Raw genomic sequence first — 25,133 nt, forward strand, 5'->3', positions numbered from 1 at the left:
TGCCTGATCGACGTCATCCGCGCGGCGAGGGTGCGACCGTATGCTGGTGCGCATGAAGCAAGCCCCCGCGACGTCGCCCGCTGAACCCGCCGGTCCGCCCTGGCATGTCCTCACGGCCGCCGAAGCCTTGCGCCGGCAGACGGTGGATGCGACCACCGGCCTGTCGACCGAAGAGGTCCGCCGACGCCAGTCCCTGCACGGCCCCAACGCCCTGCCCGAGGCCGCCCCGCCGTCTGCGCTGCGGCGTTTGCTGCGCCAGTTCGTCAGCCCGCTGATTGCGATCCTGGGCGTGGCGGCTCTGCTGGCGATCGTGCTGGGCCATGCCGGCGATGCGGTGGTGATCGCGCTGGTGGTGCTCGTCAACGCCCTGATCGGCGCCTACCAGGAAGGTCGGGCCGACCGCTCGATGGCCGCCTTGCGCCAGCTTGCGTCGCTGCAGGTGCGGGTCTGGCGCGACGGGGCCGAGCAGGCCATCGCCGCGCATGAACTGGTGCCGGGCGACATCCTGCTGCTGGCCGCCGGTGATGCCGTCGGCGCCGATGCACGCCTGATCGAGGCGGCCCTGCTGCAGGCCGCCGAGGCCGCGCTGACCGGCGAGTCGGTGCCGGTGGCCAAGACCGTCGACGCCCAGCACGAGGCCTGCGGCCTGGCCGATCGGCACGGCATGGTGCACTCGGGCACCCACATCACGGCTGGTCGCGCCCGCGCGGTCGTCGTCGCCATCGGGCCGGACACCGAGGTCGGCCAGATCGCCGACCTGACCACCCGCGCCGTCGACCCTCACACGCCGCTGGAGCTGCGGCTGGACCGCTTCGGCCGCGGTCTGGTGATCGCCGCCTTGCTGCTGTTCGCGCTGGTGCTGGCGCTGGGCCTGCTGCGTGGCCTGCCGCTGTCGGAGGTGCTGATGGTGGCGATCAGCCAGATGGTCTCGATGGTCCCCGAGGGCCTGCCGGTGGCCATCACCATCGCGCTGGCCGTGGGCATGCAGCGCATGGCCGCCCAGGGCGCCATCGTGCGGCGCCTGTCGGCGGTCGAGACACTGGGTTCGACCACCGTCATCTGTTCGGACAAGACCGGCACGCTGACGCGCAACGAGATGACCGTGACGCGGCTGTGGCTGGCCGATGGGCGGCAGTGGGGCGTCGATGGCACCGGCTACGTGCCGACCGGCGCGTTGCTGGGCGAGCGCTTGCCTGAGCCCGGCGACCCGCTGCTGTCGGACCTGCTGCGTGCCGCCCTGCTGTGCAACGACGCCGATTTGCTGGCCCCCGACGACGGCGAGCGCAGCGCATGGACCGCCTTGGGCGATCCGACCGAGGCCGCGCTGGTCGTGCTGGCCCGCAAGATCGGTCCCGCCCTCGCCTTGCCGACCGACACGCTGCGGCGCGACTGGCCGCGCCAGGCCGAGCTGCCCTTCGATGCCGACACCCAGCTGATGGCAACCCGCCATGTCGCGCCCGACGGCCACCTTGTCGTCTACCTGAAGGGCGCGCCCGAACGCCTGCTGCGGCTGTGTCACGGACCGGCCTCGATGGAGACCCTCGCGGCGGCGCGCGAACAGGCCGAGGCCATGGCCCAGGGCGCACTGCGTGTGCTGGCCTTCGGTGCCGTCGAGCTGGACCCGGCGCTGGCGGTGGCAGCGCTGGATGTCGACACGCTGGCCGGTCACGTGCGCCTGCTCGGGCTGGCTGGCCAGATCGACCCGCCACGCGATGAGGTCCGCACGGCGGTGGCCGCCTGCCGCGCCGCCGGCATCCGGCCGGTCATGGTGACCGGCGACCACAAGCTGACCGGGCTGGCGATCGCCCGACAGCTGGGCATCGCCGGGCCGGACGACCGGGCCATCGACGGCGTCGAGCTGGAGCGCCTGGGCGAGGCTGAGTTGCGCGCCGTCCTGCCGCATGTCGCGGTGTTCGCCCGCGTCCAGCCGGCGCAGAAGCTGCGCATCGTTGAGGCCTTCCAGGCCCGCGGCGACGTGGTCGCGATGACCGGCGACGGCGTCAACGACGCGCCGGCACTGGCGCGGGCCGATGTCGGTGTGGCGATGGGCCGCAGCGGCACCGAGGTCGCCAAGGGCGCCGCCCGCATCGTGCTGGTCGACGACGACTTCGCCACGCTGGTCCGTGCGGTCGAGCAGGGCCGGCTGACCTGGGCCAACCTGCGCAAGGTGCTGCTCTACCTGTTCGCCACCTCGCTGGACGAGGTCGTGGTGCTGATGGCCGCGCTGCTGGCCGGCCTGCCACTGCCGCTGCAGGCGGTGCAGATCCTGTGGGTCAACATCGTCACCGAGGCCACGCTGACGGTGAACCTGGTGATGGACCCGGCCGAAGGCGACGAGATGCGACGCCCACCGACCGCCAGCAATGCCGCGCTGATCGACCGCGAGATGCTTGGCCGTCTGCTGCTGATGGGCCTGACTTCGGCGGCCGTCACGCTGGCCTGGTTCACCTGGCGCGTCGGGCTGGACCTGCCGCTGGCGCAGGTTCGCACGGAGGTCTTCACGCTGACCGTGCTGGCGCAGTGGTTCAACGTGCTGAACTGCCGCAGCGCGACACGTTCGGCGCTGAAGGTCTCGCTGCTGTCCAACCGCTGGCTGCTGGGCGGCCTGCTGCTCAGCGTCGTGCTGCAGGCCGGCGTGCTGTTCTGGCCGCCGCTGGCCGGGCTGTTCCATGCCGTGCCGCTGTCGGGCGAGACCTTGCTGGCCATCCTGGCCGTGGCCAGTTCGGTGCTGTGGGTGGAAGAGGTCCGCAAGTGGGCGGTGCGGCGCCGGAACGTCCCGGCGCCGGGCGTTCAGTAACGCCGTTCAAGCACCATCTGTTCGCCGTCGCGCTGCATCCGGAAGCGGCTCAGGAAGCTGTTGCCCAGCAGCACGACCGGCATGTCCTGCGAGCCGACGACGGCATCGACCTGGTGCAGTTCGACCTCGCCAATGCGGACCCGGTCGATGCTGATGCGCCAGGCCGGCGTCACGCCGTTGGCGGTCTGCATGGCCACGCGCTTGCCGGCACGCCAGTTCAGGCCCAGCCGTTCAGCCTCTTGCTGCGACATCGACACCGCCGTCGCGCCGGTGTCGACCAGGAAGCGCACCGGCTGGCCGCCGATGCTGCCGTTGACCTGGAAGTGGCCGTCCGCACCGGCGCCCAGCACGATGCGCTGGCCACTGTCGCGGGCCGGGCCGCTGGCCTCGGCCGCCGCCGGTGCCGCACCCACGCTGGCCGGCTGCGCACCCATGCGCAGCGCCAGGCGCTGGTTGCGGATCATCACGGTGGCGTTGTCGCCGTCGAGCATCAGCAGCTTGACGCCCTGGGCCTCCTGCCCGAGCGCGAGCGTGCGCGGCGCGCCGTCGATCACCAGCAAGGCACGGTCGCCCATGCGGCCGGAGTAGCTGACGTTCTGGGCCCAGGCCTGCGGGGCCGGCAAGGCCAGCAGCGCGGCGCAGGCCAGCAGCAGGGGCTTGAGGAGCCGACCCCTCGGGCGCGACGTCACCGCGCGCTCAGTCGCGGAAGTTGTTGAACGACAGCGGCACATCGTCGACGTCCTTGCGGATCAGCGCCATGGCCGCCTGCAGGTCGTCGCGCTTGGCGCCGGTGACACGCACCGTGTCGCCCTGGATGCTGGCCTGGACCTTGATCTTGCTGTCCTTGATGGCCTTCTGGATGCGCTTGGCCACGTCGCCCTCGATGCCGGCCTTGACCAGCACCTTCTGCTTGAGCTTGTCGTGGCTCATCTTCTCGGGCTTGGCCGTGGTGTCGAGGAAGCGGATGTCGACGCTGCGCTTGCTCATCTTGGCCAGCAGCACGTCGGTCACCTGCTGGAGCTGGAAATCGCTGTCGGCATACAGCGTGATCTCCTTGTCCTTTTGCTCGACGCGGGCGTCGCTGCCCTTGAAGTCGAAGCGGGTGCCGATCTCCTTGTTGCTCTGGTCGATGGCGTTCTTCACCTCGACGAGGTTCGGTTCAAGGACGGTGTCGAAGCTGGGCATGGTGGGTGTCTGAGGTTGATCTGGAAAAGGGCAGGCGGACAGTTTCGCACCGCGTTCATGGGGGGCGGGTGTGCCTGGATCCCGGCGTGTTCAACGGCGCGCGCGGGCACCCACACCTTCTGACAGCATCGACACCACGAGCGTGTTCATGCTGACGCCTTCCTGTTCGGCACGTGCAGCAAGGCGGGTATGCAGGCTTCGGGGGACGCGTGCGACGAACTTGCCCGACTCACCACCCGTGCTCGGCGCGGGGATCGGGTCGCCATGTTCGGTGGCCACGTCCAGCCATGCCTGAGCAGCGCCGTAGCCGTCCGCGATCGCGCTTTCCGGTGTATCGCCGTCACCCATGCAACCGGGCAGGTCAGGGAAGGTGACCAGCCAGCCACCGCCGTCTTCGTCGGCCAGGGGGCGCACTTCGATCGGGTACTTCTTTGGGTCACTCATTCGTCATCTCCTTGCCCATCTTGGATCAGTCGCAGCAGTGCCTTGATGTAGACCGGCTTGATGGGTCGGTGCGCAGGCACGCTGATTTTCCGGCCGGCCACGTTTCGAAGGATGTGGTGGCTACCGCCTGGGCAGCGCACCGTCAGACCGGCATGTCGCGCAACGGTCAGCACCTGCTCGATGCTCCAGTCGCGCGGGTTGTTCGCCATCGCGTCCAGCAGTTTCTGCGCATTGCTCATGGGTTTGATGATACTGAAGGCGATATCAAGTGTGGCGGCTGGTCGTCTGTCTTGCGAGCAGTGTCCAAGCGTTGCGAGAGCGGCCAGCGGACTGCCGACCGGTGCGGCGGCCTGGCAGACAATCCGTCCATGCACATCGAACAGGACGTCAGCCTCCTCGCCCACAACACCTTCGGCCTGCCGGCGGTGGCGCACACGCTGGTGCGGATCGGCAGCGATGCGGATGTCCGGCGGGTGGTCGATCACCCGACGCTGGGGCGCTCGCCGAAATTTGTGCTGGGGGGCGGCAGCAACGTCGTGCTGACGCGCGACATCGAGGCGGTTGTGTTGAAGATCGAGGTCGGTGGCCTGCGCATCGTCGAGCGGCGCGAGGACGCGGTGATCGTCGAGGCCGGTGCCGGCGTGGGTTGGCACGAGCTGGTCGCCTGGACGCTGGACCAGGGCGAGCCGGGGCTCGAGAACATGGCGCTGATCCCCGGCACCGTCGGTGCGGCGCCGGTGCAGAACATCGGCGCGTACGGGCTTGAGATGGCCGACCGCTTCGAGTCGCTCGATGCCGTCGATCTGGTGACCGGGCGCAGCGTCACGCTGGACCGGGCGGCCTGCCGCTTTGGCTACCGCGATTCGGTCTTCAAGCAGGCGCTGGCCGGCAAGAGCGTCATCACCCGGGTGCGCCTGCGCCTGCCACGGCCCTGGCGGCCGGTGCTGGACTACCTCGACCTGCAGCGCCGCATGGCCGAGACCGGCCACAGCGCCGATCCGGCCCTGGGTCCGGTGCCCGATGCCCGAACCTTGTTCGACTGGGTGGTGGCGATCCGGCGCGCCAAGCTGCCGGACCCGGCGGTGATCGGCAATGCCGGCAGCTTCTTCAAGAACCCGGTGGTCACGCCCGAGCAGTGCCGCGACATCATCACCCGCGATCCACATCTGGTGCACTACCCGATGGACGACGGCAACTACAAGCTCGCCGCCGGCTGGCTGATCGACGCGTGTGGCTGGAAGGGCAAGAGCGTGGGCGCGGCGGCCGTCTACGAGAAGCAGGCGCTGGTGCTGGTCAACCGGGGCGGGGCCCGCGGTGCCGAGGTGATGACGCTGGCCCGAGCGATCCAGGAAAGCGTCTACGGCCGTTTTGGCATCCGGCTGGAGCCCGAACCGGTCGTGGTCTGACGATGCGGTCGGGTGCCGGGATGGCACCTGTGGTTCTTGACGGGTTGTCGCCTGGGTTTGTCATGCGAATGTCACGCACCTCGCCGACCCTCAACGCTTCCCGCCACTTCCGAACCATCCCGACATGTTGCTCCGCTCCGTGACCTCTCCGTTGATCCGTGCCATGGCCGCTGCCGTGGCGGGTCTGTGCCTCACCGTGCCGCTGGCGCATGCCAAGGACGACCCCGCGCCGGTGGTGACGTTCGAGCGCCTCTGGCGTCATGCCCATGTCGACGGCGGCGTCGTCGGCCAGAAGTCCGAGATCGTGGCCCATGACGAGCGCACCGACACGCTCTGGGTCGCCGGCGTCGTCGGCGTCGACGTGCTGGACCGCCGCAGCGGCGCGAAGCTGGCGCACATCGACGTCCAGCCCTGGGGCGCCGTCAACAGCGTCGCCATCCACGACGGCCTCGCCGCGCTGGCCATCGAGAACACCAGCGACCGCGCCGAGCCCGGCGTGGTGCTGTTTGTCGACACCCGCAGCCGCACGATCAGCGGCGCGCCGGTGCCGGTCGGCTCGCTGCCGGACATGCTGACCTTCACGCCCGACGGCCGCCGCGTGCTGGTGGCCAACGAGGCGACGCCCAATGCCCGCGCCGCAACCGATCCGGCCGGCAGCGTCAGCATCGTCGACGTGCGTCAACGCAGCGTCGTGACCTTGCCGATCAGCGCCAGCATCCCCGGCTACGCCGCGCTGCGCCAGTTCCCGGCGCTGGGCAATGGCACGACCCGTCCGAACTTCACGCCGCAGGACCCGGAGCCCGAGTACATCGCCGTCGATCGCGAAGGCCACAAGGCCTATGTGGTGCTGCAGGAAGCCAACGGCATCGCTGTGCTGGATCTGCGCAAGCAGGCCTTCGAACGCATCTTCAGCCTCGGCCTCAAGGACTTCAGCCTGCCCGGCAACGAGATCGATCCGGGCGACCGGGACGGCGTCATCGCGCTGCGCAGCGTGCCGGTCTTCGGCCTCTACCAGCCCGACAGCCTCGCGACCTACCGCCATGAGGACCGCACCTATCTGGTCATGGCCAACGAGGGCGATGCCCGCGAGGACGAGGCCGACGAACGCCGCGGTGGCGCCGGCAGCGGCGCTGCCGAATACGAGAGCGACAGCAGCGAGCTGGCCCGGCTGACGCTCTCCAACGTCGACTCGGCCAAGGGTGGCCCGCTGGTGAAGTTCGGTGCCCACTCGATGACCATCCGCGACACCGACGGCACGGTGGTCTACGACAGCGGCCGCACGCTGGACGAGGCCGCCATCGCGCGCGGCATCTACGACGACGGCCGCAGCGACAACAAGGGCGTCGAGCCCGAGGGTCTGGCGCTGCTGAAGATCGAGGACCGCACGCTGGCCTTTGTCGGCCTGGAGCGCGCGACCACCTCGGCCATCGGCGTGTTCGACATCACCGACCCGCGCAAGGTCCGCTTTCTCGACCTGATCGTCAGCGCGGACGACCTGTCGCCCGAAGGCCTGAGCGTCTTCAAGGTCAAGGGCCGCCACTACCTGGCCATCGCCAACGAGGTCAGCGACTCGACCTCGCTGTTCCGGGTGCGGATCGGCGATCGGGATGCTTCGGACGACGGCAAGGACGACGGCCGCTGAGCCCGGCCGGGCGGGGCGCTGAGCCCCGTCCCGGGCCGCAGGCATGGCACGGGATCTGCTGATACCAGTCGGTATACCAGTTGGCGCACCGGATCTGTGCGCCGCCGCTGGAACGCCGATGCTGCATGCAGCAGGGAGCCCGGCCATGCGCGAGAACGTCCCGCCACCGAACCACCTGCCACCGCTGACGCTGTCGGGCTGGCGGTCGCTTCAAGATCGTCCCGACCACCTGCACGCCGCCCTGGCTGCCACGCTGGACCTCGTGCACGCCAGCGCCGCGGCTGGCATCTGGATCAGCCTGTGCCCGCGCGCCGCCTGGGTCGCCCAGCTCGACCTGCTGGCCGAGCGGCTGGACGCCGGTGCCGACTTGTCCGAGCGCCGCCGCCGCTGGCCGCTGCTGGGCGTGCCCTTTGGCATCAAGGACAACATCGACGTGGCCGGCGTGCCGACCACCGCCGCCTGTCCGGCCTTCCGGCGCCTGCCGACCGAACACGCCAGCGCGGTGCAGCGCCTGCTCGATGCCGGTGCGCTTTGGGTGGGCAAGACCAATCTGGACCAGTTCGCGACCGGCCTGGTGGGCACCCGCTCGCCCTATGGTCGACCCGCCAGCGTGGTCGACCCGATGCGCATCAGCGGCGGCTCCAGTTCCGGCTCGGCCGTTGCCGTGGCGCAAGGTCAGGTGCCCTTCGCGCTTGCCACCGACACGGCGGGATCGGGCCGCGTGCCGGCCGGCTTCAATGGCCTGGTGGGCCTGAAGCCGACACCCGGGCGCGTCGGCAATGGCGGCGTGCTGCCGGCCTGCCGCACGCTGGACTGCGTCGCGGTGCTGGCCCACACGGTGGCCGATGCGGCGCAGGTGCTCGCCTTGATCGAAGGCCCGGACCCGCGCGATGCCTACAGCGACTTCCAGCCCGGTGCTGCCCGCCTTCCCACGTCCTTGCGCATCGGCGTGCCGCAGCGGCCCGACCTGGATGACGCCATCGGCTACACCGGCGCCTGGGCCGGCGCACAGGCTCGCCTGTCGGCGCTGGGACACCGCCGCGTCGAGGTCGACATGGCGCCGCTGGCGGCGGTCGCGGCCTTGCTCTATGACGGCCCCTGGGTCGCCGAGCGCCATGCCGTCGTGCGCGAGCTGCTGGCGCGTCAGCCGCTGGCCTTCGATGCGACCGTGCGACGTGTCATCGAGCGGGCCTTGACCTTGAGCGCCACCGATGCCTTCGAGGGCCTCTACCGCCTGCAGGCGCTCAAGGCCGTCGCCGCCGAGCTGTGGCAGGGCGTCGACCTGCTGATGCTGCCGACCGCTCCGACCCACCCCACCTTTGCCGAGGTCGATGCCGACCCCATCGGCGTCAACACCCGGCTGGGCACCTACACCAACTTCGTCAATCTGCTGGGCTGGTGCGCGCTGGCGCTGCCGGCCGGCACGACCGGTGCAGGGCTGCCGTTTGGCGTCACCTTCGTGGCCCCGGGCGGCCTGGATGCGGCCTTGGCGCGTGTCGGCCTGGCCTGGTGCGGCGAGGCCGAGCCCGATCCGCAAGACTGGCCCGCGAGCGCCTCGCCGCCGCATCCGGCCGACGCCATCGCCGCGCGCATCGGCCTGCCGCTGGCCGAGGCCCACCGGCCGGGTGTGCGACGTTATTTCGACCTGGCCGCCGGCATGGCCGACCTCGTGATGGGCTTGCCACTGGCCATCGGCGACGAGCCGGCCGAGACCTTCGTGCCGATCGGCCCTGTCTCGATGGTCAGCGGAGAAGACCGATGAACAAGGACATCCCCGCGATCGACGTCGAGGCCTTGCTCGACGGCCCGGCCCACGCCATGGCCGACGCGGTCCGCTGCGGCCATGTCAGCGCCCGGACCCTGACCGATGCCGCGCTGGCCCGCATCGCCGAGCGCGATCCGCTCGCGCTCGGCGGCGTCAACGCCTGCACCGCCGTGCTGGACGAGCGTGCGCGCCGCGAGGCCGATGCGATCGACGCCCGGCTCGCCGCAGGCGATGCGGCCACCGCCGCGTTGCCGCTGCTGGGCGTGCCCTATGCCGTCAAGAACCTGTTCGACGTGGCGGGCATCCCCACGCTGGCGGGCTCGAAGATCGAGCGCGATGCCGCGCCCGCCGCGCAGGACGGTCTGCTGCTGCGGCGCCTGCAGGCCGCCGGTGCGGTGCTGCTGGCCGCGCTCAACATGGATGAATACGCCTACGGCTTCACGACCGAGAACAGCCACGCGGGTGCCTGCCGCAATCCGCACGATCACCGCCTTGTGGCGGGTGGCTCATCGGGTGGATCGGCGGCGGCCATCGCGGCCGGCGAGGTGCCGTTGACGCTGGGCTCGGACACCAACGGCTCGATCCGCGTGCCCTCGTCGCTGTGCGGTGTCTTCGGCCTCAAGCCGACCTTCGGCCGTCTGCCGCGCACCGGCAGCTACCCCTTCGTCGCCAGCCTGGACCACCTCGGCCCCTTCGGCCGCAGCACCCGCGACCTGGCACTCGCCTACGACGCCATGCAGGGCCACGATGCCCACGACGCCGGCTGTGTCGAGCGAACCGTCGAGCCCGTCGCCGCTTTGCTGGAGACGCCCGAAGCCGGCCTGCGCGTGGGCGTGCTAGGCGGCTGGTTCCACGACATGGCCGATGAGGACGCGCGTGCGGCCGTCGCCCGCGTCGCCGAGGCCTTGCGCATGGCACCGGGCGTGGCCTCGGTGCGCCCGGTCCACTGGCCCGAGGTCGAGCGTGCCCGCGCCGCCGCCTTCCTGATCACCAATGTCGAAGGCGCCAACCTGCACCTCGACGATCTGCGGCGCCGGCCCGAGGACTTCGAGCCCTTGTCACGCGACCGCTTCCTGGCCGGTGCGCTGCTGCCCGCGACCTGGGTCGTGCAGGCCCAGCGGGTGCGGCGCTGGTTCGCACGCCAGGTGGCGGCGTCCTTGGCCGACATCGATCTCTTCATCGCCCCGGCCACGCCCTGCGTGGCACCGGCCATCGGCAGCGAATGGATCACGCTGCAGGGCCAGCGCCTGCCCGCCCGACCCAGCATCGGCGTGCTGACCCAGCCGGTCTCCTGCATCGGCCTGCCGGTCTGCGCGGTGCCGGTCTGGGGCGTGCATGCGCACCTGCCGATCGGCGTGCAACTGATCGCGGCGCCGTGGCGCGAGGACCGTGTGCTGCGTGCGGCCCGCCTGCTCGAATTGGCGGGCACGGTGCACGCGCCCGTCGCCGCCTGGCCCCCACGCACATCGACCCGAGGAGCCGTGCCATGTTGATCAACATTCCCGAGGTGCATGCCGAACTGCTCGCCGTGTTCGAGCGCTACGAGCAGGCGCTGGTGCGCAACGACATCGACGTGCTCGACGAGCTGTTCTGGCCCAGCGCCCACACCGTGCGTTATGGCGTCGCCGAGAACCTCGTCGGCATCGAGGCGATCCGGGCCTTTCGGGCCGCCCGTCCGGCCGTCGGTCTGGCGCGCACGCTGGCCAACACCGTCATCACGACCTATGGACACGACTGTGGCACCGCGATGACCGAGTTCCACCGCAAGGGCAGCATCCGCACCGGCCGGCAGAGCCAGACCTGGGTGCGCCTGCCCGAAGGCTGGCGGGTGGTGGCCGCGCATGTGAGCCTGATGGCCGACTGAATGCCGCATGTCTTGCCGCATGTGTTGCCGCATGCAGGGCCGGGCCCATCGCCAACCGTTGTCCAACCAGGGTGCTTGCTAGCATCGACCGCATGTCCAGCGCACCCGTTCTTGTTCCGACCGGCAACCTTGCGACCCAGGTCTATCAGGCGCTGAAGTCGCAGATGCACGATTTCCAGCTGGTGCCCGGTGACCGCTTCTCGGAGGCCGAGATCGCGGCCCGTCTTGGGGTCAGCCGCACGCCGGTGCGCGAGGCCCTGTTCCGGCTTCGCAACGAGGGCCTGCTGGACGTCGAGGCCAAGAGCGGCTGGTTCGTGCGCCCCATTGACTTCGACCGCCTCGAACAGCTCTACGACCTGCGTGTGCTGCTCGAATGCGCCTGCGTCGCGCGGCTGTGCGGCCGCAGCGAACCGGCGCCGGAGCTCGATGCGCTCAAGGCCGTCTGGCTGGTGCCGGCGGCCGAACGCATCCTCGACGGGCGCGAAGTCGGTGCACTCGACGAGTCCTTCCACGCCACGCTGGTGCGCGCGGCCGGCAACGACGAGATCGCGCGGGTGCACTGGGATGTCACCGAGCGCATCCGCATCATCCGGCGGCTGGACTTCACCCGCGCCGATCGCATCGAGGCGACCTGGACTGAACACGCCAAGATCCTGCGCGCCATCGTGCAGCGCAAGGCCGACCAGGCGCAGTTGCTGCTGCGCAGCCACATCGAACAGAGCAAGGCGGAGGTGCGCAGCATCTCGCTGGCCTCGTTGCACGAGGCCCGCCAGCGCAACCGGCGCTGAGTTTTGCGCCGGGCGGCGTCGGCACGGCTCTTGCTGAATACCAACTGGTATACCGACACGTGCACCGATGCGGCGCAAGCCGACTCGGCCCACCCAGGCCCGCCTCGGCCCGGAACGTGCGTGCGGTCCAGCCAGTCGCCGCGTGGCGGCCGCCGCTTGCCAGCGGCGACGCCGACGCACCTGTCGAGCCTCGGGACGCACCCGCGCCCATGTCCTTCCACACGGAGCCGCCATGAACCACGACCTCTCCCGCCGCCGCGCCCTTGCCCAGATGTCCGCCGCCTCGCTTGCCGCCATGGCGCCCTGGGCGCTGGCCCAGAAGGCCCTGACGGTGGGCTACATCTATGTCGGCCCGAAGGACGACTTTGGCTACAACCAGGCCCATGCCGAGGCCGCCGCCGAGATCCGCAAGCTCGCGGGCATCAAGGTGGTCGAAGAAGAGAACGTGCCCGAGACCAACGTGGTCCAGAAGACCATGCAGGGCATGATTTCGCAGGACGGTGCGGCGCTGCTCTTTCCGACCTCCTTCGGCTACTTCGACCCGCACATGCTGGCGATGGCGGCCAAGAACACCGGCGTGCGCTTTGCCCATTGCGGCGGCATGTGGACCGCAGGCAAGCACCCGGCCAACACCGGCAGCTTCTTCGGCTACATCGACGAGGCGCAGTACCTCAACGGCGTCATCGCCGGCCACATGAGCAAGAGCAAGAAGCTCGGCTTCGTGGCCGCCAAGCCCATCCCGCAGGTGCTGCGCAACATCAACGCCTTCACGATGGGCGCACGCTCGGTCGACCCGAAGATCACGACCTCGGTGATCTTCACCGGCGACTGGTCGATGGCGGTCAAGGAGGCCGAGGCCACCAACAGCCTGGCCGATCAGGGCATCGACGTCTTCACCATGCACGTCGACGGTCCCAAGGTCATCGTTGAGACCGCCGCCAAGCGGGGCCGCATGGTCTGCGGCTACCACGCCAGCCAGGCCAAGCTCGCGCCGAACGCCTACCTGACCGGCGCCGAGTGGAACTGGATCACCGCCTACAAGCAGATCATCGAAGCCGCCCGCAGCGGCGCGGCGCATCCGAACTTCGTGCGTGGCGGCCTCAAGGACGGCTTCGTCAAGACCTCGCCTTATGGGTCGATGGTCAGCGAGGCGGCACGCAAGAACGCCGATGCGGTCAAGGCCAAGATGATGTCCGGCGCCTTCGACATCTTCGGTGGCGAACTCAAGGACAACACCGGCAAGGTCGTCATCCCCAAGGGCAAGGTCTACAAGCAGACCGACCTGGAACTCGAAGGCATGAACTACCTGGTCGAAGGCGTGATCGGCAAGGCCTGAGCCGACCGCCGAGATCGACCGACGTCCCTGACCCACGCCGAGGAGGGCTGCGATGCCTGCCGTCGAATCATCCGGTCGCTGGCGCGATCCGGCCGAGGCCGTGTTGCTGCCGGTGCTGGCGCTGCTGGGTGCCCTGCTGGCCTTCGGCGTGTTTGTCTGGCTGTCTGGCCAGAGCGCGCTGGAGGCCTGGAAGCTGCTGTTCCTGGGGGCTTTCGGCGACAGCTTCTCGTGGCAGAACACGCTGCAGCGGGCCGCCCCGCTGATGCTGACCGCATTGGCCGTGGCCCTGCCGGCGCAGGCCGGCCTGACGGTGATCGGCGGCGAGGGCGCGCTCGTGCTCGGTGCCCTGGCCGCTGCAGCCTTGCCCTATGCCTTTCCCGCGCTGGCCGGCACCGGCGGCACCGCCGTGATGCTGCTGGTCGGTGCGATGGCCGGCGCGGCCTGGGTCGCGCTGGCGGGTTGGCTGCGGCAGGGTCGGGGCGTCAACGAGACCATCTCCAGCCTGCTGCTGGCCTATCTGGCCATTGCCGTGTTCAAGCACCTGGTCGAAGGCCCGCTGCGTGATCCGGCCAGCCTGAACAAGCCGTCGACCCGGCCGGTGGCCGAGACGCTGCGCATCGGCGGCATGCCCTGGGACGGCGTGCCCACCGATGTGCACTGGGGCCTGGCCTGGGGCGTGGGCCTGTGCGTGGCGGCGGGCATCTGGCTGAGCTTCACCGCATCGGGCTTTGCGATGCGCGTCGTCGGCGGCAACTTGCGCACCGCCCGTGGCGTCGGCCTGCCGGCGCTGGCGCTGATCCTGCTGGCCTGCGGCCTGGGCGGCGCGGCGGCCGGCCTGGCCGGTGCCATCGAGGTCATGGCGGTGCACACCTCGGCCAATGCCTCGCTGATCGCCGGGCTGGGCTACACCGGCATCCTGGTGGCCTTCGTGGCGCGCCACAACCCCTGGGCCATCCCGCCGGTCGCCATCTTGTTTGGCGGCTTTGGTGCGGCTGGCAGCTTGCTGCAGCGCCGGCTGGGCCTGCCCGATGCGTCGGTGCTGGTGCTGCAGGGCTTTGCCTTTGTGCTGATCCTGGCGGCGGAAGCGGGTCGGGGCCGGCTGCTGGCGGCCCGCGCCGCCAAGGCCAAGGCCACGCAGCCCCCGGCCACAGGCTCATCGAATGAGCCTGTGGCGGTGGCGATGCCGGCCATCCCGACCTGAACATCCCGGTTCAGGCCACCAGACCCCTTCCGATCGGAGCCCCCATGGACGCACAAGCCTGGATCGACGTCACGCTGGCGGTGCTGGGCGGTGCGATCCGTGTCGGCACGCCCTTCCTCTTCGTCAGTCTGGGCGAGTGCCTGACCGAGAAGTCCGGCCGCATCAACCTGGGCCTCGAAGGCGTGCTGGTGCTGTCGGCCATGGCCGGCTTTGGCGGCAGCTACCTGAGCGGCTCGGCCTGGATCGGCATCGTGCTGGCCGGCTGCGTCGGTGCGCTGTTGGCGCTGTTGCACGGCCTGCTGTGTTCGCTCGACCGCGTCAGCGACATCGCCACCGGTATCGCGTTGATGCTGTTCGGCTCGGGCCTGGCCTTCTACCTGGGCAAGCCGCTGATCCAGCCGCAGGCACCGCAGATCCCGGCCTTTGCGCTGGGCGGCTGGAGCGACTCGCCGGCGGTGCAGTCGGCCCTGACCATCAACGCGCTGTTCCCGCTCGGTGTGCTGCTGGCGGTGCTGCTGCACATCGGCTTGGCGCGCACCCGCTGGGGCTTGCTGGTGCGCATGGTGGGAGACTCCAGCGACGCGGCGCGGGCGCTGGGCGCGTCGGTGTCCGGCGTGCGCATCGCGGCGACCACGGCCGGCGGCTTCATCGCCGGGCTGGGTGGCGCGTCGCTGTCCTTGTACTACCCCGGCAGCTGGAACGAGGGCCTGTCCAGCGGCCAGGGCCTGATCGCGGTGGCGCTGGTCATCTTCGCCCGCTGGCGGCCGCTGGCCTGCCTGGGTGCCGCGCTGCTGTTTGGTGGCGCCGGGGCCCTCGGGCCGGCGCTGCAGTCGGTTGGCGTGTCGGGCTATTACCACCTGTTCAATGCGGTGCCCTATGCGCTGACGCTGCTCATCTTGCTGGCCACCTGCTCGCCGCACCGGGCCATCCGGGGCGCACCGGCCGAACTGGGCGCGACCCGCTGATCCCCCGGGACGCTGACCCGCTGTCCTGTTGACCCGCCAACCGGAGTCTCATCCGATGAGCCTGTCCTACCTTGCGTCCCAGCCCTACCCGTGGCCCTTCGACGGCGCGCTGAGCCCGGCCAACACGGCGCTGGTGGTCATCGACATGCAGACCGACTTCTGCGGCGTCGGCGGCTATGTCGACACCATGGGCTACGACCTGGCCATGACCCGCGCGCCGATCGCACCGATCGCCCGGCTGCTGGCCGAGGCGCGTCGCACCGGCCTGCATGTCATCCACACCCGCGAGGGCCATCGGCCCGACCTGGCCGACCTGCCGGCCAACAAGCGCTGGCGCTCGCAGCGCATCGGCGCGGGCATCGGGGATGCGGGGCCGTGTGGCCGCATCCTGGTGCGCGGTGAGCCGGGCTGGGACATCATTGCCGAGCTGGCGCCCTGGCCCGGCGAGGTCATCATCGACAAGCCCGGCAAGGGCAGCTTCTGCGCCACCGACCTGGAGCTGATCCTGAACCTGCGCGGCATCCGCAACCTGGTGCTGACCGGCATCACGACCGATGTGTGCGTGCACACCACGATGCGCGAGGCCAACGACCGTGGCTTTGAATGCGTCATGCTGACCGACTGCACCGGCGCGACCGATGCCGGCAATCACGCGGCTGCGATCCGCATGATCCACATGCAGGGCGGCGTGTTTGGCGCCACGGCCGCATCGGACGACCTGCTGAAGGTGATGGCCGATTGGCCGTCCTTGCCGATAGGCTCATCGACCGAGCCTGTCATGGCGGGAGCCTCGACATGACCGCCCCGCTCGACCCGCCCGACCCGGCCCGTGCGCCCACCGGTGCCCTTGCGCTCGACACCTACCGGTTGACCCGCCGCTTCGGCGCCTTCACCGCGCTGGACGATGTGACGCTGACCGTGCGCCCCGGCACCGTGCACGCCCTGCTGGGCGAGAACGGCGCGGGCAAGAGCACGTTGGTCAAGTGTGTCGTCGGCTATCAATTGCCGAGCGCTGGCAGCGTGCTGATCGATGGTCGTGAGCAGGCCATCACCTCGCCGACGGTGGCCCGTGCGCTCGGCATCGGCATGGTCTACCAGCACTTCACCGTCGTGCCGGGCATGACGGTGGCCGAGAACCTGCTGCTGGCCCGTGGCACCTTGCCAGCCTGGATCGACTGGAAGGCCGTCAAGCGCGAGCTGTCGGCCTTTCTGGAGACGACGCCCTTCCGGCTGGACCTGGACGCCACGCCGGCCGACCTGTCGGCCGGCGAGAAGCAGAAGCTGGAGATCCTCAAGCAGCTCTACCTCCGGCCGCGCCTGCTGATCCTCGACGAGCCGACCTCGGTGCTGACGCCGCAGGAGGCCGATGAGGTGCTGGGGGCGCTGCGCGAGCGGGCCCATGCGGGCGACTGCAGCATCGTCATGATCACGCACAAGTTCCGCGAGGTCATTGCCTATGCCGATGACGTCAGCGTGTTGCGGCGAGGCCGGCTGATCCACACCGGTGCGGTCGCCGACACGACGCCGCAGAAGCTGGCCGAGGCCATGGTGGGTGGCGGGGCGAGCGACGAGCTGGCGGCCGAGGTCGCCGCCGAGATCCGTGAGGAGCTGGCTCACGACATGAGCCCGCAGACGTCCGCTGCCGGGTCTCCCGTCCCGAGCGGTCCGGCACGCCTGCAGATCCGCGGCCTGAAGGTCATGGGCGACCGGGGCGAGCCCTCCGTCCAGGACTTCGACCTGGAGGCCCATGCCGGCGAGATCGTCGGCGTGGCCGGGGTTTCCGGCAATGGCCAGCGCGAGCTGATGGAGGCGCTGGTCGGCCAGCGACCGCGTGCGGCCGGCACCGTCACCGTCTCGGGCGAGGCCTATGCCGCACGGCGGGCGCAGAACCGCCGGTTGAAGGTCCGCAGCCTGCCCGAGGAACCCTTGCGCAATGCCTGCGTCGGTCACCTCAGCGTGGCGCAGAACATGGCGCTGCGCAGCTTCGACGCGCCCGAATACGCCCGTGGCGGCTGGGTCCGCTGGGGCCGATTGAGGGCCCGGGCCCGCGCCTGGATCGCCGAGTACGGCGTCAAGACCCGGGGCGAGGACGCGCCGATCCGCACGCTCTCGGGCGGCAATGTGCAGCGCGCCGTGCTGGCGCGTGAACTGGGCGAGCTGGCCGACCTGCTGCTGGTGGCCAACCCGGTGTTCGGGCTGGACTTCGCGGCCGTGGCCGAGATCCACACCCGCTTGCGCGCCGCCCGCGACGGCGGCACCGCCGTGCTGCTGGTCAGCGAGGACCTTGATGAGCTGCTCGCCCTGTCCGACCGCATCGTGGTGATGAGCGAAGGCCGCATCGTGTTTGGCTGCGCGGCGGCGGATGCGGACCGGCACACGCTCGGGGCGCACATGGGTGGACATGCGGCCGGGCATGGCACGGAACATCCGGAGGCGACATGAGCAGCACCACCTTCCAGCTGGCCGCACGTCCTTTTGCGATGACCTTGGCCGGCGCCGGTGGCACCGCGCTGGTCGTCATCGACATGCAGCGCGACTTTGTCGAGCCCGGCGGCTTTGGCGCCTCGCTGGGCAATGACGTGAGCCTGCTGCACGCCGCCATCGAACCCATCGCCGACCTGCTGGCGGCCTGGCGTTCGCGCGGTTGGCCGATCGTGCACACCCGCGAATGCCATCGCCCGGACCTGAGCGACTGCCCAGACGCCAAGCTCGGCCGCGGCGACCCCAGCCTGCGGATCGGCGAATCCGGACCGATGGGTCGTCTGCTGATCGCCGGTGAGCCCGGCGCGGACATCATCCCGGCGCTGTACCCGCAGCCCGGCGAGTGGGTCATCGACAAGCCGGGCAAGGGCATGTTCTGGGCCACCGGCCTGCATGAGCGGCTGCAGGCGGCCGGCATCACGCACCTCGTCTTCACGGGGGTCACGACCGAGGTCTGCGTGCAGACCTCGATGCGCGAGGCCAACGACCGGGGCTACGACAGCGTCATCGTCGAGGACGCGACCGAGAGCTACTTCCCGGCCTACAAGCGCGCCGCCATCGAGATGATCACAGCCCAGGGCGCCATCGTTGGCTGGAGCACCGACAGCGCCACGCTGTTGCGGGCCTTGCCGGGCTGAAGCGCAAGCGTCTCAGGGCTGGGTCGGCTTGACCATCGGCCAGCCACGCTGGGCCCAGCCGCTCATGCCGCCGTCGACGTAGCGCACGTTGCCGTAGCCACCGCGCTCGCGCAGCGCCTTGAGCACGCTGCTGGAGCGGTTCTGGGTGTTGCAGATCAGCAGGACCGGTCTCGACGGATCGTTGGGGATCTCCGCCAGCCGACGGCCGAGTTGGCGCATCGGCAACAGCTGCGCACCGGCTGCCACGCCGGTGGCGTGTTCCTGCGGCTCGCGGATGTCGATCAGCACCGCGCGACCCGCCTCGAACTCGGCCCGCGCGGTCTCCAGGCTGACGTGGTTCGCGTCGTCGGCCGCCTGGCTGCAGGCGGCAAATCCCCAACCCAGCGTGGCGGTCAGGATCAACAAGGTGCGACGGCGGGGCTGCGGGTTCGGCGTGGTCATGGGTGGCTTCGGAGGTGATTCATCAGTCTATGCTGATGGATGCAAGTTCGTCCACCGTCCACCGTCCACCGTCCGGCTCTTCAGGCTCTTCAGGCGCATCAGGCGCATCAGGCGCTGAACAGCGCCTCGCAGCGCTCGCGCAGACCGGTCGGCACCTTGCCGGTGACGGCCAGTGCGACCGGCTGCGCCAGCAACCCTGCGAAGCAGGCCCGCACCGCCTCGGCATCGACCGCCTCGATGGCCGCACGTGTGTCGGCCGCGCTGCGCACGCGGCCCAGCACGAACAGGTCGATGGCGGCGTCCTCCAGCCGACGCAGCGGCCGCTCCAGCGCGTGCAACTGGCGCACCACCAGCTGCTTGCGGGCGCGCTCCAGGTCGACCGGCTCGATGCGGGTGGCCTGCAGGCGCAGCAGCCGCATCGTCTCGGCCAGGAACTCGGCCAGCTGGTCCGAACCCGTGGCGGCCTCGATCACGAACTGGCTGCCCAGCTCCAGCGGGTCGGCATTGGCGCTGACGTGGTAGGCCAGCCCGCGGCGCTCGCGCAGCTCGTCGAGCAGCGGCGAGCTCATGCCCTCGCCGAACACCGCCGCCGCGACCTGGGCGGTGGCGTCCTGCGTGGCCAGTGCCGGTGCCGGCCAGCCCATCACCAGCTGGCTCTGGCTGCTGCCGCTGTGGCGCTTGATGCGGATGCCGCCGCGCCAGGTCGGCGGCTCGACCGTGTTGGGCGTGCCTTCGGGCAGGTGGCCGAAGGCCGCTGCGACGGCGGCGCGGACCTCCTCGGGCGGCATCGGCCCGGCCACCGCGACGATCAGGTTGCAGCCGGTGTAGCGCGCCTGCACATGCGCGATCAGCGTGTCGCGGTCGAAGCGTTCGATGTTGCGGCGCGTGCCGATCACCGGCCGGGCAAAGGGGTGCAGGCCGTAGCAGGCGCCATCGAACAGGCGGTAGGCGACGGCGTAGGCGTCGTCCTCCAGATCGGTCAGCTCATGCAGGATGACCTGACGCTCGCGCTCCAGCTCGGCGGCCGGGAAGGTCGGCTTGAGCACCAGGTCGGCCAGCATGTCGATGAAGGCGTGCGTGTCGGCCGCAAGCCCGCGCATCTGGTAGGCGGTGTGGTCGCGGTCGGTGTGGGCGTTGACCTCGGCACCCAGGCGCTCGGCGTCCAGGTTGATCTGCTGGCAGTTGCGCGCGACCGTGCCCTTGAAGGCCATGTGTTCGATCACATGGCTGATGCCGTTGAGCGTGGCCCGCTCATGCTGGCTGCCACTGCGCACGAAGACGCTGACGCTGGCACCGGCGGCGGCGGGCTGGTGGATGGTCACCGCGCGCACGCCGTTGGGCAGGCGGTGCACGGTGGTGTCGTCGATCTGGACGGTGTGGGCGGCGTTCGAGGAGGTGGAGGGCATCGCAGGGGCAGGGGATCGGGTCAGGTCAGGTCGGTTCTGGCAGGACGGCATCAACGCCGCTCGACCAGCATCGGCACCAGCTGCAGCTGGCCGCGCAGGCGCTCGGCGGCGGCCTGGGCCTCGGCCTTGCTGGGGAAGGGACCGGCCTGCAACTTGTTGAGCGATTGCTCGCGGAACAGCGTCATCAGCGGCGCCAGCCAGTCGGCCTCGCCGCTGAGCTTGCGCTGGAACTGGGCCGCACCCTCGGCCGCCTTGAAGGCGCCGAGCTGCAGCCACCAGCCGCGCGCGGCCTGGGTGCCAGCGCGCTCCTGCGGCATCACCTCGGCCGGCGTGGCCTGGCGGGCGGCCGGGCTGGGCTGCGTCTCCCAGGCGGCAGGTGCCACGGCCGGCGCAGCCGTCGCCACCGGTGCAGGGATCAGGGCCGGCGCCGGCTCGGGCGCCAGATCCCGGCTCTGCGAGGCCGCCGGGGCCAGCACCAGGCCGATCGTGGCGGGCGCGGGCGGCGCCACCAGCAGGGGCGCCGCAGCCGGCGTGCTCGATGGGGTCGATGAGCCCGATGAGATCGATGAGCCCGATGAGCCCGATGGGTTCGACGGGCCCGAGTTCGCGTCCACGACGCGGGCCGGCGCTGCAGCGGTGGCCGAGTTGCCGGCCCCGTCGCGGCGCCAGCTGCCGGTGCGGATGGCCTCGTGGGTCAGCCGTTCGACCTCGACCGGCGCAACGCCACCGAGCAGGCCCAGCTTCAGCGCGGCGGTGTAGGACAGGTCGATCACCCGGCCGGCCTTGAACGGACCGCGGTCGTTGATGCGCACGACCACCTCGCGGCCGTTGGCCGGGTTGCGCACGCGGGCATAGCTGGGGATGGCGAAGGTGGGGTGCGCCGCCGTCATCGCGTACATGTTGTAGAGCTCGCCGCTGGCGGTCTGACGGCCGTGGAACTTGCGGCCATACCAGGACGCCAGGCCGCGCTCGACCGCCGCGTCGTCGCCGGTCATCGGCGTGTAGCGGGTGCCGTCGATCTCATAGGGCTTGTTGGGCCCGCCCCGGCGCAGCGGCTCGACCCGTGGCTCGGCATCGGGCACGCGGTGCAGGTCGGGCGGTGGGTTGGCTTCGGCGCCGTCGCGGCTGCCGTCCCAGGGCGCGATCGGCGGCACGGCTTGTGCACCCCTCGCGCCGGACGGGCTGCGCACCGGTGCGCTGCTGCAGGCGGCCAGCACCAGAGTGGCCAGCAGCACGGTGGCCAGTAGCACGGCGGCGATCGGGCGGCCAGGAGCCGGCGCGGGATCGGTCGTCAGGACGTGTGAGGCGTGCATGGCGCGGATGTTCGCCCAAAACCCGTCACACCCCGGGCCTTGACCCTGACTCCGGGTGGTCGCGCGTCTGCAGGGCAGACGGCGCGTGTCAGGAGGGCTCGTTGCCCCGGTCGCGCCAGCTGCCGGTGCGGATCGCGTCCGGCGTGATGCGTTCGACGATCACCCGCGCGGTGCCCTTGCCCTTGGCGAAGCCGAGCCGGTGCGCGGCGGTGTACGACAGGTCGATGATCCGGCCGTATCGGAACGGCCCGCGGTCGTTGATGCGCACGACCACCGTGCGGCCGTTGGCCGGGTTGTGGACCCGCGCATAGCTTGGGATCGGCAGCGTGGGATGCGCGGCCGTCATCGCGTGCATGTCGTAGACCTCGCCACCGGCCGTGCGCCGGCCGTGGAACTTGCGGCCGTACCAGGACGCCAGCCCGACCTGACGCAGCGGCGCGTCCGCCTTGAGCGGCACATGGCTCTCACCGCGCGCGACATAGGGCTTGTTGGGCGCGCCGTCGCGGATGAACTCGATGCGCGGCACGGCGTCCGGCACCTGACCGAGCCAGGGCGGCGGGTTCGGATGCGGGCCGTCCGGGCCGTCCCAGAGCGGGGTCGATGCCGATGAGCGCGGGATGTGCGGGATGCGCGGGATGCGTGGGACGCGTGGACCGCGCGGCGCAGCGCCATTGGCGTCGACCGGCGCCGGCAGCGCCGGCCGCACAGCCTGGGCATCGGTGGCCATCTGGCGCTCGGGCATCGCGGGCTCGGCGGGGCGTGTCAACTGCGGTGGCAGCACCCCCGAACAAGCGGCCAGACCGGCCGTCGCGATCAACAGGGCTGCCAGGCGCAGGCCACGTTCGGAGGGGCGAGGGCAGGTCCACATGAGGTGGACATCGGCGCCTCGCCGCGCCGCTGGAGCCCGTCCGCCGCCGAGCGTGCGGCGGGCGTGACGGAAGTCGCTGGATCAGCGTCCCATCACGTCAGGGCCAGCTCGACCCAGACCGGCGCGTGGTCGCTGGGCCGCTCGTTCTTGCGCGGCAGCTTGTCGATCTGGCAGGCGCTCACGCCCCCGCGCAGCGCGGTGCTGACCAGCACGTGGTCGATGCGCAGGCCCTGGTTCTTGCGGAAGGCCAGGTTGCGGTAGTCCCACCAGCTCCAGCTCTTGGCGGGTTGTTCGAACAGCCGGAAGGCATCGACCAGACCCAGTCCGACCAGACCCTGGAAGTGGGCCCGTTCCTCGGCCGTGCAGTGGATCTGGCCGGTCCAGCCGATCGGGTCGTAGACATCGGCATCGGTGGGCGCGATGTTGAAGTCGCCCATCAGCACCAGCTGCGGATGGCGCGCCAACTCGTCGGCCAGCCAGGCCCGCAGGGCATCCAGCCAGGCCATCTTGTAGGCGAACTTCTCGCTGCCCGGCGCCTGACCGTTCGGGAAGTAGCCCCCGACGACCCGCACGCCACCGACGGTCGCCGCGATCACGCGGGCCTGCTCATCGGCAAAGCCAGGGATGTTGCGCACGACGTCCAGCGGCGCCGCATCCCCCCGCGCCAGCAGCGCCACGCCGTTGTAGGTCTTCTGCCCGAACCACACGACCCGATACCCCGCCGCCTCGATCTCGGCGGCCGGAAACTTGTCATCGGTGAGCTTGGTCTCCTGCAGCACCAGCACATCCGGCAGCGCGCTGGCCAGCCAGTCGAGCAATTGCGGCAGTCGGACGGCGAGCGAGTTGACGTTCCAGGTGGCGAGTTTCAAGACAGTCCCGAGCGGTTGTAAGAAGACAGGAGCGCTGGGCCCGTTGCGGTTGGCAGCCCCCTGCATGCCCCAGCGGTCTGGCGGGTGCGAAGGGGTGCTTCCAAGAGCTTGGCGCTGTTGTGGTGATCGTACAAGGCGGGCGGGGCGGGGGCTTGCGCGTGCATGGCCAGCGCCAGGGCCCGGAACTGCGGCGGGACGTGAACGCCGGCCCGTCTGCCGCGCCCCTCAGGTCGCGTCGTCGGCGTAGAGGTCCACCACCACGCCTCGCAGCCACTGGCTGGCGGCCGAGCGGTGTGACTTGGCGTGCCAGAACAGGTTGATGGCGATTTCCGGCAGCTTGACCGGGTGGGTCACGTAGCGCAGGCCGAAGGGCTCGGCCAGGTGCTTGGCCAGCTGTTCTGGCACGGTGGCGACCAGGTCCGAGCCCTGCAGGATGTGGCCGACGCTGACGAAGTGCGGCACCGTCAGGCGGACCTTGCGGTCCACGCCCGCGCGCTTGATCAGCTCGTCGACCTTGCCGTGCCCGGTGCCCGGCGAGATCACCACCAGGTGCTCGGCGCGGCTGTAGTCCTGCAGCGTGATGCGGGCCTTGTCCAGCGCGTGGCCCTTGCGGAACAGGCAGACGTAGCGCTGCTGGAACAGCCGTCGCTGGAAGAAGCCGGCCTTGAGCTGCGGCAGCAGGCCGATGGCCAGATCGACCTGGCCGGCCTCCATCTCGTCGCGCAGCTTGACCACCGCATGGCGCACCGTGCTGAGCGTGACGCCGGGCGCTTCCTGGCGCAAGCGGTCCATCAGCGCGGGCAGGAAGACGATTTCGCCGATGTCGGTCATGCCGATCGTGACCGCTCGCTTGCAGGACGCAGGATCGAAGCGGGTCTGCGGGTTCAGGCCGTTGTGGATCAGGCCCAGCGCCTGACCGACCGAATCGGCCAGCTGCTCGGCGAACGGCGTGGGCACCATGCCGGCTGGTGTGCGCAGGAACAGGTCGTCGCCAAACTGGCGGCGCATCTTGGCCAGCGTGTTGCTCACGGCGGGCTGCGTCAGGCCCAGCGTCTCGGCCACCCGGGAGACCCGGCGCTCGACGATCAGCTGCTGGAAGACGACCAGCTGGTTCAGGTCGATGTCCTTGAGTTCCATGGTGGCACCCTATCACTGCGCGTGATGTTCAACATATGGACGATGCTATTGGCTGATCCTTGCGATCTCACGAACATCGCGGCTTTCCGACCCGGACCCGGAGACACCATGCGCGCTTCCTCGACCGTCTTCCCCATCACCCCGGTCTGGGAAGACGACGGCACCCACCGCATCCCCTTCCTGGCCTACACCGACGCGCAGATCTACCAGCGCGAACTGGAGCGCTTCTTCTACAAGGGCCACTGGTGCTACGTGGGCCTGGAGGCCGAGATCCCCGAGCCGGGCGACTACAAGCGCACGGTGGTCGGTGAGCGCTCGGTCATCCTGGTGCGCGATGCGGACGGCGCGATCCACGTGGTCGAGAACGTCTGCGCCCACCGCGGCATGCGCTTCTGCCGCGAGCGCCACGGCAAGGCGAAGGACTTCGTCTGCCCCTATCACCAGTGGAGCTACGGCCTCAATGGCGACCTGCAGGGCGTGCCGTTCCGGCGAGGCGTCAAGCAGGACGGCCAGGTCCACGGCGGCATGCCCTCGGACTTCAAGACCAGCGACCATGGCCTGACCAAGCTGAAAGTCGCCGTGCGCGG

Annotated in this window: 23 protein-coding genes and 1 pseudogene; 14 read left to right on the forward strand and 10 right to left on the reverse strand. The window is 70.4% G+C overall.

The window, feature by feature from the left end; translation table 11 throughout:
• Positions 1–52 precede the first annotated feature (52 nt).
• Positions 53–2,797 carry a cation-translocating P-type ATPase gene (locus EV685_RS17645; protein WP_130483338.1) on the forward strand — a complete coding sequence of 915 codons (2,745 nt, stop codon included), beginning with the start codon at positions 53–55 and terminating at the stop codon, positions 2,795–2,797.
• Here EV685_RS17645 and EV685_RS17650 read toward each other — a convergent pair.
• The 4 genes from EV685_RS17650 to EV685_RS17665 all read right to left on the reverse strand — a co-directional run bounded on the left by EV685_RS17650 (position 2,791) and on the right by EV685_RS17665 (position 4,665).
• Positions 2,791–3,486: a retropepsin-like aspartic protease family protein gene (locus EV685_RS17650; protein ID WP_242615647.1), complete on the reverse strand. Its 696-nt coding sequence runs from the start codon at positions 3,484–3,486 to the stop codon at positions 2,791–2,793. The two genes, EV685_RS17645 and EV685_RS17650, sit on opposite strands and share 7 nt — an antisense overlap.
• Positions 3,487–3,493: 7 nt before the next feature.
• Positions 3,494–3,982, reverse strand: a complete 489-nt coding sequence (locus EV685_RS17655; protein WP_130483340.1) for a YajQ family cyclic di-GMP-binding protein — start codon at positions 3,980–3,982, stop codon at positions 3,494–3,496.
• A 90-nt stretch (positions 3,983–4,072) separates the two neighbouring features.
• Complete coding sequence (locus EV685_RS17660; RefSeq protein ID WP_130483341.1) at positions 4,073–4,426, reverse strand: type II toxin-antitoxin system HicB family antitoxin; 354 nt, start codon at positions 4,424–4,426, stop codon at positions 4,073–4,075.
• Positions 4,423–4,665 (reverse strand): type II toxin-antitoxin system HicA family toxin, encoded by a 243-nt coding sequence (locus EV685_RS17665; RefSeq protein WP_130483342.1) that lies wholly within the window; start codon positions 4,663–4,665, stop codon positions 4,423–4,425. Before EV685_RS17665 ends, EV685_RS17660 begins: the two co-directional genes overlap by 4 nt.
• Positions 4,666–4,794: 129 nt before the next feature.
• Here EV685_RS17665 and murB point away from each other — a divergent pair, with 129 nt between their 5' ends.
• From murB to EV685_RS17725, 12 genes are all read left to right on the forward strand, one after another.
• Entirely contained in the window at positions 4,795–5,832 is a 1,038-nt protein-coding gene (murB, locus tag EV685_RS17670) for a UDP-N-acetylmuramate dehydrogenase (RefSeq protein ID WP_130483343.1), read from the forward strand.
• Positions 5,833–5,956: 124 nt separating this feature from the next.
• Positions 5,957–7,474, forward strand: coding sequence for a choice-of-anchor I family protein (locus EV685_RS17675; protein WP_130483344.1), 1,518 nt, complete (start codon positions 5,957–5,959; stop codon positions 7,472–7,474).
• Positions 7,475–7,619: 145 nt separating this feature from the next.
• Complete coding sequence (gene atzF / locus EV685_RS17680; protein WP_165396840.1) at positions 7,620–9,236, forward strand: allophanate hydrolase; 1,617 nt, start codon at positions 7,620–7,622, stop codon at positions 9,234–9,236.
• Complete coding sequence (locus tag EV685_RS17685) at positions 9,233–10,732, forward strand: AtzE family amidohydrolase (protein ID WP_242615648.1); 1,500 nt, start codon at positions 9,233–9,235, stop codon at positions 10,730–10,732. Before atzF ends, EV685_RS17685 begins: the two co-directional genes overlap by 4 nt.
• Entirely contained in the window at positions 10,726–11,103 is a 378-nt protein-coding gene (gene hpxZ / locus EV685_RS17690; protein ID WP_130483346.1) for an oxalurate catabolism protein HpxZ, read from the forward strand. The genes EV685_RS17685 and hpxZ overlap by 7 nt, the downstream gene beginning before the upstream one ends.
• A 92-nt stretch (positions 11,104–11,195) precedes the next feature.
• Positions 11,196–11,891, forward strand: a complete 696-nt coding sequence (locus EV685_RS17695; RefSeq protein ID WP_130483347.1) for a GntR family transcriptional regulator — start codon at positions 11,196–11,198, stop codon at positions 11,889–11,891.
• A gap of 232 nt (positions 11,892–12,123) precedes the next feature.
• Positions 12,124–13,227 carry a BMP family ABC transporter substrate-binding protein gene (locus EV685_RS17700; protein ID WP_130483348.1) on the forward strand — a complete coding sequence of 368 codons (1,104 nt, stop codon included), beginning with the start codon at positions 12,124–12,126 and terminating at the stop codon, positions 13,225–13,227.
• 52 nt (positions 13,228–13,279) lie between these two features.
• Entirely contained in the window at positions 13,280–14,428 is a 1,149-nt protein-coding gene (locus EV685_RS17705) for an ABC transporter permease (protein ID WP_130483349.1), read from the forward strand.
• A 44-nt stretch (positions 14,429–14,472) separates the two neighbouring features.
• Positions 14,473–15,393 carry an ABC transporter permease gene (locus EV685_RS17710; protein ID WP_130483350.1) on the forward strand — a complete coding sequence of 307 codons (921 nt, stop codon included), beginning with the start codon at positions 14,473–14,475 and terminating at the stop codon, positions 15,391–15,393.
• Positions 15,394–15,448: 55 nt separating this feature from the next.
• Positions 15,449–16,192 (forward strand): biuret amidohydrolase, encoded by a 744-nt coding sequence (gene biuH / locus EV685_RS17715; protein ID WP_130483351.1) that lies wholly within the window; start codon positions 15,449–15,451, stop codon positions 16,190–16,192.
• On the forward strand, positions 16,189–17,835 hold the full coding sequence (locus tag EV685_RS17720) for an ABC transporter ATP-binding protein (protein WP_130483352.1): 1,647 nt from the start codon (positions 16,189–16,191) through the stop codon (positions 17,833–17,835). Before biuH ends, EV685_RS17720 begins: the two co-directional genes overlap by 4 nt.
• Positions 17,832–18,512, forward strand: a complete 681-nt coding sequence (locus tag EV685_RS17725; protein WP_130483353.1) for a cysteine hydrolase family protein — start codon at positions 17,832–17,834, stop codon at positions 18,510–18,512. Before EV685_RS17720 ends, EV685_RS17725 begins: the two co-directional genes overlap by 4 nt.
• Before the next feature lie 12 nt (positions 18,513–18,524).
• Here the strand turns inward: EV685_RS17725 and EV685_RS17730 are convergent, their stop codons facing one another.
• The 6 genes and pseudogenes from EV685_RS17730 to EV685_RS17765 form a co-directional block, all read right to left on the reverse strand.
• On the reverse strand, positions 18,525–18,953 hold the full coding sequence (locus tag EV685_RS17730) for a rhodanese-like domain-containing protein (protein WP_130483354.1): 429 nt from the start codon (positions 18,951–18,953) through the stop codon (positions 18,525–18,527).
• Positions 18,954–19,060: 107 nt separating this feature from the next.
• Positions 19,061–20,359, reverse strand: a complete 1,299-nt coding sequence (locus EV685_RS17735) for a M16 family metallopeptidase (RefSeq protein WP_130483355.1) — start codon at positions 20,357–20,359, stop codon at positions 19,061–19,063.
• A gap of 50 nt (positions 20,360–20,409) precedes the next feature.
• Positions 20,410–21,672, reverse strand: a complete 1,263-nt coding sequence (locus EV685_RS20665) for a septal ring lytic transglycosylase RlpA family protein (protein WP_165396841.1) — start codon at positions 21,670–21,672, stop codon at positions 20,410–20,412.
• 130 nt (positions 21,673–21,802) lie between these two features.
• Positions 21,803–22,309 (reverse strand): annotated as a pseudogene (locus EV685_RS21100) (septal ring lytic transglycosylase RlpA family protein); the annotation flags it as partial.
• Positions 22,310–22,632: 323 nt separating this feature from the next.
• On the reverse strand, positions 22,633–23,409 hold the full coding sequence (locus EV685_RS17760; RefSeq protein ID WP_130483356.1) for an exodeoxyribonuclease III: 777 nt from the start codon (positions 23,407–23,409) through the stop codon (positions 22,633–22,635).
• Positions 23,410–23,634: 225 nt separating this feature from the next.
• Complete coding sequence (locus EV685_RS17765) at positions 23,635–24,546, reverse strand: LysR family transcriptional regulator (protein ID WP_130483357.1); 912 nt, start codon at positions 24,544–24,546, stop codon at positions 23,635–23,637.
• Positions 24,547–24,654: 108 nt separating this feature from the next.
• Between EV685_RS17765 and EV685_RS17770 the strand changes: the two genes are divergently transcribed.
• A partial coding sequence (locus EV685_RS17770; protein WP_165396842.1) for a Rieske 2Fe-2S domain-containing protein occupies positions 24,655–25,133 on the forward strand: 479 nt, incomplete at its 3' end.

Origin of the sequence: Sphaerotilus mobilis (assembly GCF_004216565.1) — a bacterium.
GTDB classification, from domain to species: Bacteria; Pseudomonadota; Gammaproteobacteria; order Burkholderiales; family Burkholderiaceae_C; genus Sphaerotilus; species Sphaerotilus mobilis.